The following is a 14,702-nucleotide window of genomic DNA, read 5'->3' on the forward strand; positions in this document are numbered from 1 at the left end:
CATGGACCCACGAAGCAACCGCATCACAGGCGTTCGCATCGACGAGCAGACCATCTGGCTGGCACTCGCGGACGGACGTGAACTGGCCGAGCCCATTCAGCGGCATATCCGCCTCGAAAAAGCCACACCCGAGCAAAGGCTGCAATGGGTTCTGAGCGACGAGGATCACGCTCTGAACTGGCCGGCGCTGTGGCCGCCATCGCCCGCAGGCATGGTCAGCGTCTGGGACCTGGATCAGGACAGTCTCTACAACCAGGCCATGGGCGCGCTGCTCGCCGCCCAATGGGACGTCACCCTGATATCCCCGGTCCAGCATGAACTGGTGGCTCTGTGGCGCATGGAAGCCGATATCAACAACGGCGGCTTTCTGCAGTTTCTGGGCAACTGGGGAGTGGAAAACCATCAGCTCACCCTGCAGGCTCTGCAGGCCATAGGCGCGCCCGTCACGCAGCAATGTCTGCAAGACATGTTTGCGGCGCTCAGGCGCTTCGAAGACATGCCAGAAAATATGGACTTCTCCGACCTGCCTGAGCTGCTGACGGACGCCGAACATGAGCAGTTGCAGGAACTGGAAGAAGCCTTCTGGGACTACCCGGAGCCCCTGAACAAGCTCGTGGTCATGCACTACGGACCCGCCCAATGAGGTCTGAAAACAAATCCGGCAAGACCTATTCGCTGGCATTTCGCAAGGCCCTGGTGGACGAAGCGCTGAACCGCACACCCGGCGGCGGGTTTGCGGAGCTGGAAAAGCGCCACCGCCTCAAGCCCGGAACCCTGTTCGACTGGGTCGAGGAGTTGGGTCCGACACCACCGCCTGCGCCTTTTTCTGCACTGCATTTCTGGATAGGAAATACGCCATTGGGCGAGCCGGAATTTGCCCGCTACTTTGAACATGCAGACAGTTACTGGGAGCTGGAAGTTGAAGACATTGAAAGCAGCAAGCAAGATGTCACGGGCTGCGGCTTCTGCCAGGATCTGGGCAGACAATTTCTGTTCGACGAAGACCTGCTGCTGATGATCTGGCTGCCCGAGCCTGTCCCTGTCTCTGCCTTGGTGAGCCACAGCACTCTGGACTGCGACACATCGCTCGCGCTCATCGTGCAGGCCTGTGAAACCCAGGGCATTCACACAGCCAACGCCATGTTTGTCTATGCCGACCCCACCGAACCGATCACCGATCCGGACAAGCTCTACAACGGACTGAGCTACATCGGTCTTTTTGACGACTGACGCAGGTCCGACGCTTTTTCCATCTTCTTCATGCAAGACTTCATTGCCCAGATTTCGCAGCAATGGCTGCAGCTGCCGGATTGCCAGGCCGAACACAAGGACGCAGCCAGAACACGCATCACCAGCCGCGTGGCAGCCGGCTGCATGGATGTCGAATTCTTTGTGCACCACGGTGGCAACGGCGCTTTCTCGGCCACCAGGTATGAGCAGACCATGCAGTTGGGCGCGGAGCATCGGCTTCATGCCTGGATCACGCTGCGCGATGCGGCCGGTGAAGTCATACACCATGAAGTCAGCTGCAACCCCGGGCGCTTTGCACAGCTGCTGCATGAATGGCGGGCAGCGCCTGATGCAGCACCGGAACAAGTCACCATCCAGGCCATGGCTTGCAGTCCATCTACCGATGAGACTGAGGCCTGTGTCCCCCCGGTGGATCAGGATCTGAACCTCGACCTGTTGGACAAGCTCGCGGATGCTCCACAGGCGCTTGAACGGCTCAAGGCCGATGTGGCCGCTGTCGACCTCATGCGCCTGCTTCAATCCTGGCCGCGCGATGATCGCGGACGACCTGCAGCGCGCACCACTGCCATACTCGCGGCCTATGGCCCTGCCACACGCAAGCGCCAGCCCTGCCTGATGGTTCGATCGGTCATGCAGTCAAAGATGCCGGGATGGCAATTGCTTCTGTCGTCCGAGTTTCTCTACAACTGCCGCCATCAATGGAGCGATGCCCGCTGGCTGTGGTCGCCAGCAGAGCACCCCAAGGACTCGGCTTTGGAGCGCAAGGCACGCAGTCTGATGGCACAAGGCAAGGTCAGCGAGGCCTGCGCACTGTATGGCGTCGAGCTGCATGAACGCGTGCGAAGACTTGCCGCAGGTCAGTCATTCCGGCGCTTCTCGCCCGCGCCAGAGCCCTGGGTGCGAGAGCTGCGAGCCGCGCTTCTGCAACTGGCCCCGTGGCGTCTCACGGCAGGTCTGCAACGCATACAGGAGCACCTGATTCAGGCCAACTGCAAGCCGCCCAAGCCCGGCAGCTGGGAGCGCAAGCTGTTCTGGTTCTCGGGCCAGCGCCAGCAGGCGCGCTGGGGCCCCGGAGTGCGCTTCGACGAGGAGGGCAAGCCGGTGCTGGACCTGATCGTCACCGCATCCAACGAGCATTTTCCCGAGCCTGACTGGAAGCAGCGGCCACGCTAATTCCGTCAGTCAATATCATCAAACCGCTGCCAGCCAGCCCTGCACCTGCTCGGCGGGCATGGCGCGCGAATGCAGCCAGCCCTGGAAAAACTCGCAGCCGATGTCGCGCAGCAGCTGCAGCTGATCGAGCTCTTCGACACCTTCGGCCACGACCTCCAGATCCAGCGCATGGGCCATATGCACAATGCCGCCCATCAGTCTGTCCCGGCAAGGCGAGGGAAACAGAAACTCCCGCCCCAGCTTGACGCGCTGCAGCGGCAGATATTGAAGATAGGCCAATGACGAATGGCCGGTGCCGAAATCATCCAGCGCAATCGTCACTCCCAGCCGCGCCAGCTCCTGCAGCACTTCGCTTCCCTGAGCCGGGTTGATCATGGCCTGGGATTCGGTCACCTCCAGCTCCAGCCATTGCGGCGGTACCTGATAGCGCTGCAAACAGCTGCTGACATGCTCGACAAGATTCACCTGCCGCAGTTGATAGGCAGAAAGATTGACCGCAACCCGCAGCGGCGTACCGGCCTTGAGCCACAAAGCGATCTGCTTGCAGGCTGCGTCGAGCACATAGTTGCCCAGAGCCACGATCTGGCCCGAGGCCTCGGCCACCGGAATAAAGCGTGTCGGGCTGACATTGCCCAGCAAGGGATCATGCCAGCGCAGCAAGGCCTCAACAGCCACCACTGTGTCGCTCTCGACCTTGACCTGAGGCTGGTAGTGCAGCTGCAAACCGCCATAGCTGAGCGCCATGCGCAAGCGCTCGGCCAGTTGCACGCGTTCGGCCATTTCCTTGCCCATGGCGGGTTCGAAAAACACCGCATGGCCGCGCCCCTGAGCCTTGGCGCTGTACATTGCCATATCGGCGAAACGCATCAGGTCGTCACCGGTCTGCGCATCGTCGGGATAAAAGGCGATGCCCACGCTGGCACCAAAATCCAGCGCCAGCCCGTCATGCTTGAAGGGGATGGAGAGCGCAGCCAGTATCTGCTCGCTCCAGAAGCGGGCTCGGGCCGCATTCTCACCCACCAGCAGCACCATGAATTCGTCGCCACCCAGGCGTGCCAGCACGCCCTCGCTGCGCAGCTGGGACTTCAGCCGCCTGGCGACCTCCCGCAGCAGTTGATCGCCTGCTGCATGTCCGTAGCCGTCATTGATGGCCTTGAAATTGTCGAGATCCAGCTGCAGCAGGGCCAGTGCTTCGCCGTCGGCCTGCGCCAACTTGAGTCGCTCCTGCAACTCCTGGCCGAATTGCCAGCGATTATTGAGGCCGGTCAGGGTGTCCTTGGTGGCCTGGAACTTCAGGCGTTGCTGCATCTGATGCAGCTCCGTCACATCGCGCACAAAGGCTATGGCCAAGCCCTTGTCGTCATCGCCAAAATAGCCAAGAGCAATGTCCACCGGCACGGCATTGCCCTGCTTGCGCTGCAGCCACAGCACACCGCCAAGCCCCATGGGCCGGCGCGATGGCTGGGCAAAGTAGCTGCGCAGGTAATGACCATGCCCGGCCTGGAACTCTGGCGGCAGCAGCATGTCCAGCGCCTGCCCTTCGAGCTCGCTGCGCCCATAGCCTGAAATGGCCTGCATGGCGGCATTGGCCGTCACGATGTTCCCGTCGCGGTCCACCAGCAAAATGCCATCCGGAGCCGCATCCAGCGCCTGCTGCTCACGCCGGCTCAGCATGGCAGAAAGACTCACCCCCTCCTGCCAGGCCGACATGGCCAGTCGCAACCGGCGCTGGCAGTCCGCCAGCGCTGGTTCAGACACCGGTTTGAGCATTGAAGAAAAAGGGCACTCGGCCATACACAGACTCCAGATATCCACTCTGGCGTCCCTGCGTGCAGCCACTCCCCATGCTGCATCACCGGCCTGCATGCCCAGCTCTAGGAAGCCGGATCGAGCCTTGCCAAGTGTTTGAAGTCGCTCACTATGCGCGTGACATCGCACGCTCTCATTGCGCTACATCAAACACCAACATGTAACAATAAATTTCAGAACCCGAGACCAATGCTGCTGGTCGCGAACGCTTCAGCCCAGCAGTGCCTTCACGTCCTGAGTCAGCAACTGCGGTCCCGCGCCATAGCGCTCGTACACGCGCAACCGGCCCTGGGGATCGAAAAGATAGGTACCGGCCGAATGATCGAGTGTGTAAGTTCCTTCGACCTTGCCTGGCACCTTCTTGAAGAATATCTTGAAGTCCTTGGCCACGGCAGCAATTTCGTCGGCCGTACCGCTGAGCCCCACAAAGCTCTCGTCGAAGTTGGCCAGATAGGCCTTGAGTACCTCCGGCGTATCACGCTCGGGGTCCAGCGACACAAAAACGGCCTGCAGCTTGTCGCCATCGGCGCCCAGCGCCTGCTTGACTTCAAGCAGCTCCTGCAGCGTGGTGGGACAGACATCGGGGCACTGGGTGTAACCGAAGAACACGGCCACCACCTTGCCCGAGAAATCCTTGAGACTGCGCTTTTTCCCGTGGACATCGGTCAGCGGAATGTCCTTGGCATAGTCTGCGCCCGTCACATCCACGCCCTGAAATTTGGGCTTGCTGTCGTCCTTGCAGGCAGTCAATGTCAATGTGGCCGCACCGGCCATTGTTGCGGCGCCTAAAGCGCCGAGTACGCGCAGCACAGCTCGTTTATCCATGGTCTGTCAGGCTAGGTAATGATCCACCAGCAGCGCTGCAAACAGCAGGCTCAGATGGATCAGGGAAAAGCGGAAGGTCTTGCGTGCCAGCGCATCCGAGTAGTTGCGCAGCAGTGCCCAACCATAACCGCAAAAGCCCAACCCCAGAATCACTGCGGCAAAAAGGTAGAAATAGCCGCTCATTCCCACCACAAAAGGCAGCAGACAGCCGGCAAACAGCACCAGGGTATAGAGAAACACCTGCAGTCGCGTGAAGGCATTGCCATGCGTGACCGGCAGCATGGGCAGGCCGGCGCGGCGGTAGTCCTCGACACGGTACAGCGCCAGCGCCCAGAAATGCGGCGGCGTCCAGAGAAAGATGATGAGAAAAAGCAGCAGGGCTTCATGCCCTACCTGCCCCGTCATCGCGGCCCAGCCCAGCACGGGCGGCATGGCACCCGATGCCCCGCCGATGACGATGTTCTGCGGCGTCAAAGGTTTGAGCACCAGGGTATAAATCACTGCGTAACCAATGAAGGTGGCCAGCGTCAGCCACAGCGTGAGAGCATTCACGGCCAGCAGCAAGATGGCGGCACCTGCAGCGCACAGCAAGGCCGAAAACAGCAAGGCCTGGGAATGCGAGAGCTCGCCGCGCGCCGTGGGCCGCCAGGCCGTGCGCTTCATGCGTGCATCGATGCTGCGCTCGACCAGGCAGTTGAACGCCGCTGCCGCTGCCGCAACCAGCCAGATGCCGGCACAGGCCGCCAGCATGCGGCCCCAATCCTGCCAGCCGGGAACGCCCGGCACGGCCAGCACCATGCCGATGAAGGCGCAGAAGACGATGAGCTGCACCACCTTGGGCTTGGTCAGCGCGTGGTACTGTGCCCAGCGCGAAGAAGCCGCCATCGAGTCTGGAACAGCACCTTTCAAATCCGAGATTTCTGCCTGCATGCGCCCTCCTCGCTGACGATGAACCAGATGGCCGGTAATGTGCTTTGCGAAAGCAGGCTAATGCCGGCTTCAACACCTATTTCTTTGCTGCATCGGCCGTAGCTCGCCCGGCCTCGTCCCATGAGGCAGAGGCGCGCAGCAACCGTTCCAGATCGCGCTTGGCCTTGCCGGCTGCAGCTTTGTCCATGCTTGCAGGAAAGCGCATCATCCAGTGGCCCTGCGGATCGACCACATACAGATGCTCGTCCAGTGCATGCCCGGTCTCGGGCTTGAGCCAGTTGCCGATGACTGCAGCGGGCACACGTACCGTTATGGCTTGCTCGGCAGCAGGCAGGATTTTTTCAGGCACGGGCTGCTGGTCGTTGATGAGCCAGACCCAGTCCAGCCGGTCCTTTTCACGGCCCAGGGTTTCACGCAGCTGGCGCTGCAGGTAGAGATGTTCCTGACAGCGCTGCCCGCAATCGCCGGCACTGGTGCTCAACAGCAGCCACTGGCCCTTGAGGCTGTTCAGATTCACGCTGCGCCCGTCCAGCGTCTGCGCCTGCACATCGGGCAGGCCGGGCTGCTCGGCAATCAGCTCGCCATAGCTGCGCTGCTGCGAGGGGCGCAACACGTAGTAGGTGAAGTAGGAGGCCAGCACCGGCGCCGCACAGACCAGCAGCACGGCCAGCATCTTCCAGCGACCGCTGCGCGCCAGCAGCGCCTGCTGTGTGCGGCTTTGCGCGGGATCGGGCAGGCTGTGGACAGCAAAGCTCAGCGGTTCATCCCTCGGGCTGCGCTGCACGGCGGCGGGGGTAAAAGCGTCGGACGAGTTGAAACCAGACATAGAGCAACACCACCAAGACACTGAGTCCGAACCACTGAAAAGCATAGCCGTAGTGCTTTTGCACCCCGGCATTGATCTGCGGCCAGTCGCGCTGCAAGCCTTCGCTGGCGCCGCCGCCTTGCACCACGCTCAGGGCCAGCAGCGGCAAGCCGCTTTGCTGCGCCCACAGTGCGATGTCTGCATTCTGTCGGATGCGCGACTTTTGCTCATCAGGGTCTGCCCCGCCATGGGCGGCTTCCAGCTCCATCAGCCTGGAGGGCGGCGCTTCCAGTCGGCCCTCGATACCGACCAGGCCTGCAGGGGTCTGCACCTCGGGCAGAACCGTGCGGTCCATGAAGTTGCGCGGCACCCAGCCACGCTGCACGATGACCACCGTGTGTTCATGAGGAGCGCTCAGCCTGAAGGGCGTGAGTACATAGAAGCCGGCGCGGCCCTGCATCTGGCGGTTGTCCAGAAAGAGGGTCTGCTCGGCCAGCCACTGGCCTTGCAGTTGCACGGGCCTATGCAGCAGATGCGCCTTGCGCGCTTCGCCGGCGGAGTCTGCCGCCAGAGACACTTCGGCGGCCAGCTCTGCGTTATGCCAGGGCTGCAGCGCCTGCTGGCGCGTGATGGCATCGAAAACAGCCTGTTTCTGCGCGGCCCGGCCCAGTTGCCAAAAGCCCAGCGACGCAGTGACGGCCACGCAGATCAAGGCCGCCGCAGAAATCAGTAGAAACCGCCAGAGGTCTGGAAATCGGGACATGCGCACCAGATAATCCGTTCATGAAATTCGTGATCATTCTCGCCTTTCTCGCCATTTTGGCGAGCCTTGGCAGTGCGCTGTTCTTCATGATGCGCAGGGGCGATGGCGGCGAAAGCTCGCAGGCCGACGATGCCGAGCGCAGCCGCAAGATGTTCCGCGCCCTCGCCCTTCGCGTGGCTTTGTCGATTGCATTGTTTCTCTGCGTTCTGATGGCGGCCAAGCTGGGCTGGATACAGCCCACGGGATGGCAGCCCGGGCAGTAGCCGCTTTCGTGCAGCGCTTTTCAGCGCTCCTAAAACAAAAGCGCCTTGCGCTTGCCATTCAATGGATTCAGCATTGTTTGATGCTGAAATCCATGCTGGTCTTGCGCAAGACGCTTCTATTTTTGAGAGTCTTACATCCAGTACACGAGGATGTAAAGAAAGACCCAGACCACGTCCACAAAGTGCCAGTACCAGGCCGCGCCTTCGAAGCCAAAGTGGTGCTTGTCGGTAAAGTCGCCCTTCATCAGGCGGATGGTGATGAAGAACAGCATCAGCATGCCCACCAGCACGTGGAAGCCGTGAAAGCCCGTCAGCATGTAGAAGGTCGAGCCGAAAACGCCGGAGTTGAGCTTGAGGTTGTAGTCGTTGTAGAGATGGTGGTACTCGTAGCCCTGCACGCACAGGAAGACAAAGCCCAGAATCACCGTCACCCACATGAAGCCGATGCAGCGCGCGCGGTGGTTGACCTGCAGCGCATGGTGGGCGATGGTCAGCGTCACGCCCGAAGTCAGCAGCAGCGCCGTGTTGATGGTGGGCAGCCAGAACGGGCCCACCGTCTTGAAGGGCTCGACAATATTCGCGGGCGACGCCGTGGTACCGGGGGCCACGCTGGGCCACACGGCCTGGAAGTTGGGCCACAGCAGCTCATTGGCCAGACTGCCCAACACCGGCACCGAGTGCGCGCGCGCCCACCACAGCGCGGTGAAGAAGGCGCCGAAAAACATCACCTCCGAGAAGATGAACCAGCTCATGCTCCAGCGATAGGACAGGTCGATCTTGCGGCTGTTGAGCCCGGCCTCGCTTTCGCGCGCTGCATCGCGGAACCAGACGAACAGCACGGACAGCCACCAGACCAGACCGACGAACAGGGAATACATTCCCCATCCGTGACCATTGATCCAGGTGCCTGCACCCAGAATCACAAAGAACAGACCTATGGCAGCCATCACGGGATGGCTGGATTCGGCTGGCACATAGTAGTAAGGGGTTGCGCCCTGCGGGGTTGCACTCATCACTCGGCTCCTGACTCTGTTGATCGTTGTTTTGACCGACGCTCCACTATCACTTGCACTGCATTCGCCACACCTGTTTCAGCCAAGGCTAAACGACCAGGTTAACGATCCATATCAACGCTAATACCAAGGCAAAAATCGCTACCAGCCCCACGGCAATCACATGCAGCGGCGTGATGCTGGCGAAATCCTTTTCGTACTCCTTGCCCTTGCGCACGCCCAGCATGGCCCAGGCGACGGCAACAATGCTGCGCCAAAATCCGGTCTTCTTTGCGTCCTGCGTCATGAGCTGCCTCCTTGTGTGACGGCTGCAGCCGTGCTGCCTTCGGGCGCTGCGGGGGTCTTGCCTCCCACCTCGAAGAATGTGTAGGACAGCGTGATGGTCTTCACGTCCTTGGAGATGCGCGGATCGATGACAAAGGCCACCGGCCATTCACGCTTTTCACCAGGCTCCAACGTGTATTGCGAAAAGCAGAAACACTCCATCTTGTTGAAGAAAGCCGTAGCCTGGCGTGGTGCGTAACTAGGGATCGCCTGGGCGGCCATGCGGCGGTTCTGCACGTTCTGAAACTCATACATCACCGTGGCGAGCTCGCCGGGGTGCACCTGCACCGAACGCTTGGCCGGCTTGAAGTCCCAGGGCCCGCGTGCATTGGCATCGAACTCCACGGTGATGGTGCGGCTGGTATCGATCTGGCTGTTGGGCGGAAGCTTCACGTCGCGGCCCGCCACGCCGGCACCGGGCACCTGTTTTTCGGACAGCGACAGGATGTTGATGCCCGTCAGCTCGCAGATATGCTTGTAGATGGGAATGAGCACATAGCCGAACGCAAACATGCCCAGGGCAACGATCGCCAGCTTGCCCACCATCTTCGCGTTTTCCTTGGCTATGCTCACCTCAAGCTCCTCCACTCAGTTGCCATCGGGCTGGCTCAATGCAGCCAGGCCATCTTCACCACAAAGCCGATAAAGAACACGGCAGCCGTGGAGGCAAGGATCAGTCCCAGCCTCAGGTTCGCCTTGCGTTGCTCCTGTGTCGTCATGCGCGCCTCCTCAGCCGATCACCTTGGTGGCGGTTTCATCGAGCTTGGGTGGCGTCTCGAAGGTGTGGAACGGAGCGGGCGAAGGCACTTCCCATTCCAGGCCTTCGGCCGCTTCCCAGGGCTTTTGCGGCGCTTTTTCGCCGTGACCGCGCATCGCGGGCCAGACGACGAACACGAAGAAATAGACCTGCATCAGGCCGAAGCCAAAACCGCCCAGGGAGGCAATCATGTTGAAGTCGGCGAACTGCATGGGGTAGTCGGCATAGCGACGCGGCATGCCGGCCAGACCCAGGAAGTGCATGGGGAAGAAAGTGATGTTGAAGAAGATCAGCGAGCCCCAGAAATGAATGCGGCCGCGCGTTTCGGAATACATCACGCCCGTCCACTTAGGCGACCAGTAGTAATAGCCGGCAAACATGGAGAACAGCGAACCGGCCACCAGCACATAGTGAAAGTGGGCCACCACGTAATAGGTGTCCTGCAGCTGGATGTCGATGGGCGCCATGGACAGTATCAGTCCCGTGAAGCCGCCCATGGTGAACACGAAGATGAAGCCCACGGCGAACAGCATCGGGGTTTCAAAGCTCATGGAGCCGCGCCACATGGTGGCTGTCCAGTTGAACACCTTCACGGCCGTGGGCACGGAGATCAGCATGGTCGCATACATGAAGAACAGCTGCCCCGTGACCGGCATGCCCGTGGTGAACATGTGGTGCGCCCAGACGATGAAGGACAGGATGGCAATGGCCGCCACGGCATAGACCATGGAGGTGTAGCCAAACAGCTTCTTGCGACTGAAGGCGGGCACGATCTGGCTGACGATGCCGAAGGCCGGCAAGATCATGATGTAGACCTCGGGGTGGCCGAAGAACCAGAAGATGTGCTGGTACATCACCGGATCGCCGCCGCCCGCAGGATTGAAGAAGCTGGTGCCGAAGTGGCGGTCGGTCAGCGTCATGGTGATGGCGCCGGCCAGCACCGGCATCACGGCGATCAGCAGATAGGCGGTGATCAGCCAGGTCCAGGCAAACAGCGGCATCTTCATCAGCGTCATGCCGGGCGCGCGCATGTTCAGAATGGTGACGATGATGTTGATCGCGCCCATGATGGAGCTGGCGCCCATGATGTGCATGGCAAAGATGCTGGTGTCCATGGACGGACCCATCTGCAGCGTCAGCGGCGCATACAGCGTCCAGCCAGCCGCCGGCGCACCACCGGGCATGAAGAACGAGCCCACCAGCATGATGCCGGCAGGAATCAGCAGCCAGAAGCTGAAGTTGTTCATGCGCGCAAACGCCATGTCGGACGCACCGATCTGCAGCGGCAGCATCCAGTTCGCGAAGCCCACGAAGGCCGGCATGATGGCGCCGAACACCATGATCAGGCCGTGCATGGTGGTGAGCTGGTTGAACAGCTCGGGGTTGACGATCTGCAGACCGGGCTCGAAGAGCTCAGCACGGATCAACATGGCCAGAATGCCTCCCACCATCAGCATGGTGAAGGAGAACAGCAAGTACATCGTGCCGATGTCCTTGTGATTGGTGGCAAACAGCCAACGGCGCCAGCCCGACGGCATGGCGTGGTGATGGTCGTCATGCCCATGGTCGTGACCATGGCCCTCGTGGGTGTGGACGGGAGGAACTACGGCGCTCATATTCTTTTCTCCAATCGATCTCTATACCCGGGGCTTACTTCGCGGCCGTGATGTCAACACGGCGTGCCTGCTGGTCCGCGCCTGCCGCAGCCGTGATGGTCTCGGGCTTGCGCAGCTCGATGCGGTCACCGGCAATGCCGCTGTCCTCCAGCAGCTTGGCCACCGCCTTGGCTCGCTCCTTGGCCAGCTCCGCGTTCTTGTCGGCGTTGCCGGTGGAGTCCACAAAGCCCGACAGAGCAATCTTGCCGTCCTTGTGGGCACTCCAGTACTCGGCCGCCTTCTTCACCGCAGCCTGAGCCTTGTCGTCCAGCACGCTCTTGCCGGTCTCGAAAAAGACTTGATATGGGCCGGCGTCGCTGGCAGCAGCGGCTGCACCTTGCGCAGGGGCGGCAGAGTCGGCAGCAGGAGCTGCGGGGGCAGCACTACCCCCGCCTTCAGGGAACTTGCCGCCACGCGCAGCCACGAACTGGGCGGGCTGCACCAGCTGGCCGGTCTGGTTGCTCCAATGGTTCTTGGCAAAGGTCACCACTGCGGCCAGTTCGGTGTCGCTCAGTTGCTTCCAGGCCGGCATGGCACCGTTGGCGCGGCCTTCGAGCACGGCATGCATCATGTCGGCCGTGGGGCCCAGCACCACGGGACTGCCGTCCAGCGGCTTGATGGGACCGGCTCCCTTGCCATTGGCCTGGTGGCAGGCAGCGCAGTTGGCGGCATAGACTTTTTCGCCACGTGCCACCAGATCGGCCAGCACCCAGACCTTGTTCGGATCATCGGCCTTGGCGGCCAGCTTCTTCTTTGCTTCGGCCACCCAGGCGCTGTAGTCTTCGGCAGACAGCACCTTCACATGGATGGGCATGTAGGCATGCTCCTTGCCGCACAGCTCGGCACACTGGCCGTAGTAGTCGCCGGTCTTCTCGGCCTTGAACCAGGTATCGCGCACAAAGCCGGGAATCGCGTCCTGCTTGATGCCAAAGGCCGGCACCATGAAGGAGTGGATCACATCGTTGGCCGTGGTGATGATGCGCACCTTCTTGCCCACGGGCACGACCAGCGGGTTGTCGACCCTGAGCAGGTAGTCGTTGGGCGCCTTGCTCACATCGCCGCTGTTGGACATCTGGCGCTGGGCGTTGTCCAGCGTGGACACAAAGCCCAGGCCTTCACCCTCGCCGCTCAGATAGTCATAGCCCCACTTCCACTGATAGCCGGTGGCCTTGATGGTGAGGTCGGCATTGGTCGTGTCCTTCTGTGCCACCAGCACCTTGGTGGCGGGCAACGCCATCAGAATCACGATGATGAAGGGAGCCACCGTCCAGGCCACTTCCACCTTGACCGATTCATGGAAGTTCGCGGCCTTGGCACCCTGGGATTTGCGGTGCTTCCAGATGGAATAGAACATCACCCCGAACACCGCGATGAAGATCACCGTGCAGATGATGAGCATCATCCAGTGCAGCCAGTGCTGTTCCACGGCAATGCGTGTCACAGGCGGATGCAGATTGAGCTGGTTGACGGCAGGGCCTCCCGGCAGATCCTGCGCCGCATAGGCCATGGAACTACCCCACGCCGCCAAGGCCATACTCCAGGGAACCAGCTTGGTGGAAATGTTTTTCATCGTTTTCACTTACCTCTAAGCCTCAGTTGTCCACTCGCTCACACCGCTTCTGCCTTGGCTGGCCAGAAGGCTGTGACACTCACACTACCTCGCGAACTTCAACGCAGCATGCCCCAGAATTTGATAGCACTGTCTGCGCGCATTCACTAATGCATGTACCGGAAACCCATGCCAATCGACCTTGCGCAAGCGGGCCTGACCGGACTTGAAACTCGTACTGGCAAGCGCATCTCACGGCAAGTGCCGGACATGGCTGCAACTGGCCTGGCAGCCAAGACAGAAGGGGAGAAGATGGGACGCCCCGGCACCGCGACAACCGCCGGCCACAGGGATGCGTCAGCGCAGCAAAAGGCTGGCTTGTGGTGATGATGAAATACGAAAACCGGCCGCTGTCGAACCCGCTGGCCAGTCCCCTTGGCAAAGCGAAACACCCGATATCTCCCCTGGCGGCTTGGACCGCACTGTCTGTTTTCCTTCAGGCAGGAGAGAAGCCCGAAGGATTGCTGCTATCGATGAAATAACTTGGGGAAATTGTAGGCAGCTTTGTGTCGAATCAAAGACCGGAAAACGACAGATGTGCTATCGCAAACCCGTGTTGCGCGGTTGCTTGAGCATGGCCTTCATGTCTTGCAGCGACACGGCGCTGTTGGCTTCCAGACGCAGCTTGGGCTGCGGTTTGTAGGCGTGGCCATAGACGATCTCGAAGGTCAGCGAGAGCTGGCCATCGGGCTGCTTGTCGGCCCAGCGCTCCGCCATTTTCTGCAGCAGCTCGGCCTTCCAGCCACGGCCGCGCAGGCCGGCAAAACGCCCGGGGTGCAGATTGCGGCCCAGTTCGCGCAGCTCCTGCAACAGACGCTGCGGCGTGGCAAAGGTCAGGGTGATGCGCTCCATGTCCATCACCGGTTCGGCAAAGCCGGAATGCACCAGCATGTCGCCCCAGTCATGCATATCGGTAAACGTATGACCTGCCGGGCCCCAGCCCAGTTCGGCGTAGAGCCGATGCAGTTGCTGCACCGTATCCGGCCCGAGGCAGGAGAACATGACATAGCCGTCGACCTTGAGCGCCTTGTGCCAGCGCTCGATCAGGGTCTGCGGATCGGCGGCCGTATGCAGCAGCATATTGGCCCAGAGCATGTCCATGCTGGCATCTGCAGGCGCCCCCATCTGCACGGCAGCCCCCTTCCAGCGCGAGAGCTGCCACCAGCGGCTGCCGAGCTTGTCCTGGGCCACGGCCTCGCGGCGGGCTACGGGTTCATAGAACGTGCATTCGGCCTGCGGATAGCGCTCGCGCAGCAGATGGTGAGCCTGCATGCCGCCGCGAACCGGCTCCCAGTGGCACCATTTCTCAGGCGGCTTCACTATCCAGTCCAGGCGCTGCTGCATGCGACTGGCCACTTCTTCGTGCAACCAGGGGGATTCGGCCGGAGCGGCCATTTGCCAATGGTTTGCAGCTGCAGAATCAATTGTTGGAGGCAGGACGTGGGACATGGGCAGACAAAAGCAGGCAGAGAGTCGAGCAAGCGAGCCGCTCACCAACTGCCGGAGTGAAGATCAATGCGGCGCG

16 protein-coding genes are annotated in these 14,702 nt (G+C 61.1%); 4 read left to right on the forward strand and 12 right to left on the reverse strand.

Features of this window, described 5'->3' with window-relative positions; translation table 11 throughout:
- Position 1: 1 nt before the first annotated feature.
- The 3 genes from AC1RTQ_RS01015 to AC1RTQ_RS01025 are packed head-to-tail and all read left to right on the forward strand — an operon-like array spanning position 2 to position 2,424.
- A complete protein-coding gene (locus tag AC1RTQ_RS01015; RefSeq protein WP_492873719.1) occupies positions 2-643 on the forward strand; it encodes a DMP19 family protein in 642 nt (213 codons plus the stop codon).
- Positions 640-1,230, forward strand: coding sequence for a hypothetical protein (locus tag AC1RTQ_RS01020; protein WP_492873720.1), 591 nt, complete (start codon positions 640-642; stop codon positions 1,228-1,230). The genes AC1RTQ_RS01015 and AC1RTQ_RS01020 overlap by 4 nt, the downstream gene beginning before the upstream one ends.
- 30 nt (positions 1,231-1,260) lie before the next feature.
- Positions 1,261-2,424 (forward strand): hypothetical protein, encoded by a 1,164-nt coding sequence (locus AC1RTQ_RS01025; RefSeq protein ID WP_492873721.1) that lies wholly within the window; start codon positions 1,261-1,263, stop codon positions 2,422-2,424.
- An 18-nt stretch (positions 2,425-2,442) separates the two neighbouring features.
- Here the strand turns inward: AC1RTQ_RS01025 and AC1RTQ_RS01030 are convergent, their stop codons facing one another.
- The 5 genes from AC1RTQ_RS01030 to AC1RTQ_RS01050 all read right to left on the reverse strand — a co-directional run bounded on the left by AC1RTQ_RS01030 (position 2,443) and on the right by AC1RTQ_RS01050 (position 7,562).
- Positions 2,443-4,218 carry a putative bifunctional diguanylate cyclase/phosphodiesterase gene (locus AC1RTQ_RS01030; protein WP_492873723.1) on the reverse strand — a complete coding sequence of 592 codons (1,776 nt, stop codon included), beginning with the start codon at positions 4,216-4,218 and terminating at the stop codon, positions 2,443-2,445.
- 225 nt (positions 4,219-4,443) lie between these two features.
- Positions 4,444-5,058 carry an SCO family protein gene (locus AC1RTQ_RS01035; protein ID WP_492873725.1) on the reverse strand — a complete coding sequence of 205 codons (615 nt, stop codon included), beginning with the start codon at positions 5,056-5,058 and terminating at the stop codon, positions 4,444-4,446.
- A gap of 6 nt (positions 5,059-5,064) precedes the next feature.
- Positions 5,065-5,988, reverse strand: coding sequence for a heme o synthase (cyoE, locus tag AC1RTQ_RS01040; RefSeq protein ID WP_304351127.1), 924 nt, complete (start codon positions 5,986-5,988; stop codon positions 5,065-5,067).
- Between the two features lie 76 nt (positions 5,989-6,064).
- On the reverse strand, positions 6,065-6,814 hold the full coding sequence (locus AC1RTQ_RS01045; RefSeq protein ID WP_492873726.1) for a redox-active disulfide-containing membrane protein: 750 nt from the start codon (positions 6,812-6,814) through the stop codon (positions 6,065-6,067).
- Positions 6,750-7,562, reverse strand: coding sequence for an SURF1 family protein (locus tag AC1RTQ_RS01050; RefSeq protein WP_492873728.1), 813 nt, complete (start codon positions 7,560-7,562; stop codon positions 6,750-6,752). The genes AC1RTQ_RS01045 and AC1RTQ_RS01050 overlap by 65 nt, the downstream gene beginning before the upstream one ends.
- 14 nt (positions 7,563-7,576) lie before the next feature.
- On the opposite strand from AC1RTQ_RS01050, the gene AC1RTQ_RS01055 reads away from it, so the two are divergent.
- Complete coding sequence (locus tag AC1RTQ_RS01055) at positions 7,577-7,819, forward strand: twin transmembrane helix small protein (protein WP_302089207.1); 243 nt, start codon at positions 7,577-7,579, stop codon at positions 7,817-7,819.
- 131 nt (positions 7,820-7,950) lie between these two features.
- On the opposite strand, the gene AC1RTQ_RS01060 is transcribed toward AC1RTQ_RS01055, so the two are convergent.
- The 7 genes from AC1RTQ_RS01060 to AC1RTQ_RS01090 all read right to left on the reverse strand — a co-directional run bounded on the left by AC1RTQ_RS01060 (position 7,951) and on the right by AC1RTQ_RS01090 (position 14,626).
- Entirely contained in the window at positions 7,951-8,832 is an 882-nt protein-coding gene (locus AC1RTQ_RS01060) for a cytochrome c oxidase subunit 3 (protein WP_302089206.1), read from the reverse strand.
- An 88-nt stretch (positions 8,833-8,920) separates the two neighbouring features.
- Positions 8,921-9,118, reverse strand: coding sequence for a DUF2970 domain-containing protein (locus AC1RTQ_RS01065; protein WP_003051791.1), 198 nt, complete (start codon positions 9,116-9,118; stop codon positions 8,921-8,923).
- Complete coding sequence (locus tag AC1RTQ_RS01070) at positions 9,115-9,729, reverse strand: cytochrome c oxidase assembly protein (RefSeq protein ID WP_302089205.1); 615 nt, start codon at positions 9,727-9,729, stop codon at positions 9,115-9,117. The genes AC1RTQ_RS01065 and AC1RTQ_RS01070 overlap by 4 nt, the downstream gene beginning before the upstream one ends.
- Before the next feature lie 35 nt (positions 9,730-9,764).
- Positions 9,765-9,875 (reverse strand): cytochrome oxidase small assembly protein, encoded by a 111-nt coding sequence (locus tag AC1RTQ_RS01075; RefSeq protein WP_232538029.1) that lies wholly within the window; start codon positions 9,873-9,875, stop codon positions 9,765-9,767.
- 10 nt (positions 9,876-9,885) lie between these two features.
- Positions 9,886-11,529 carry a cytochrome c oxidase subunit I gene (ctaD, locus tag AC1RTQ_RS01080; protein ID WP_034366217.1) on the reverse strand — a complete coding sequence of 548 codons (1,644 nt, stop codon included), beginning with the start codon at positions 11,527-11,529 and terminating at the stop codon, positions 9,886-9,888.
- Positions 11,530-11,563: 34 nt separating this feature from the next.
- Complete coding sequence (gene coxB, locus AC1RTQ_RS01085; RefSeq protein WP_492873731.1) at positions 11,564-13,138, reverse strand: cytochrome c oxidase subunit II; 1,575 nt, start codon at positions 13,136-13,138, stop codon at positions 11,564-11,566.
- A gap of 579 nt (positions 13,139-13,717) precedes the next feature.
- On the reverse strand, positions 13,718-14,626 hold the full coding sequence (locus AC1RTQ_RS01090) for a class I SAM-dependent methyltransferase (RefSeq protein WP_492873733.1): 909 nt from the start codon (positions 14,624-14,626) through the stop codon (positions 13,718-13,720).
- Positions 14,627-14,702: the final 76 nt, after the last annotated feature.

It is taken from the genome of Comamonas sp. GW821-FHT11H03, from assembly GCF_058807955.1.

Bases quoted from the DNA above. Each gene is read 5' to 3' on its own strand.
- AC1RTQ_RS01090 (WP_492873733.1), bottom strand. From the start codon at position 14,626: ATGTCCCACGTCCTGCCTCCAACAATTGATTCTGCAGCTGCAAACCAT.
- AC1RTQ_RS01065 (WP_003051791.1), bottom strand. From the start codon at position 9,118: ATGACGCAGGACGCAAAGAAGACCGGATTTTGGCGCAGCATTGTTGCC.
- AC1RTQ_RS01030 (WP_492873723.1), bottom strand. From the start codon at position 4,218: ATGGCCGAGTGCCCTTTTTCTTCAATGCTCAAACCGGTGTCTGAACCA.
- AC1RTQ_RS01015 (WP_492873719.1), top strand. From the start codon at position 2: ATGGACCCACGAAGCAACCGCATCACAGGCGTTCGCATCGACGAGCAG.
- ctaD (WP_034366217.1), bottom strand. From the start codon at position 11,529: ATGAGCGCCGTAGTTCCTCCCGTCCACACCCACGAGGGCCATGGTCAC.
- cyoE (WP_304351127.1), bottom strand. From the start codon at position 5,988: ATGCAGGCAGAAATCTCGGATTTGAAAGGTGCTGTTCCAGACTCGATG.
- AC1RTQ_RS01060 (WP_302089206.1), bottom strand. From the start codon at position 8,832: ATGAGTGCAACCCCGCAGGGCGCAACCCCTTACTACTATGTGCCAGCC.
- AC1RTQ_RS01025 (WP_492873721.1), top strand. From the start codon at position 1,261: ATGCAAGACTTCATTGCCCAGATTTCGCAGCAATGGCTGCAGCTGCCG.
- AC1RTQ_RS01045 (WP_492873726.1), bottom strand. From the start codon at position 6,814: ATGTCTGGTTTCAACTCGTCCGACGCTTTTACCCCCGCCGCCGTGCAG.
- AC1RTQ_RS01055 (WP_302089207.1), top strand. From the start codon at position 7,577: ATGAAATTCGTGATCATTCTCGCCTTTCTCGCCATTTTGGCGAGCCTT.
- AC1RTQ_RS01020 (WP_492873720.1), top strand. From the start codon at position 640: ATGAGGTCTGAAAACAAATCCGGCAAGACCTATTCGCTGGCATTTCGC.
- AC1RTQ_RS01075 (WP_232538029.1), bottom strand. From the start codon at position 9,875: ATGACGACACAGGAGCAACGCAAGGCGAACCTGAGGCTGGGACTGATC.
- coxB (WP_492873731.1), bottom strand. From the start codon at position 13,138: ATGAAAAACATTTCCACCAAGCTGGTTCCCTGGAGTATGGCCTTGGCG.
- AC1RTQ_RS01035 (WP_492873725.1), bottom strand. From the start codon at position 5,058: ATGGATAAACGAGCTGTGCTGCGCGTACTCGGCGCTTTAGGCGCCGCA.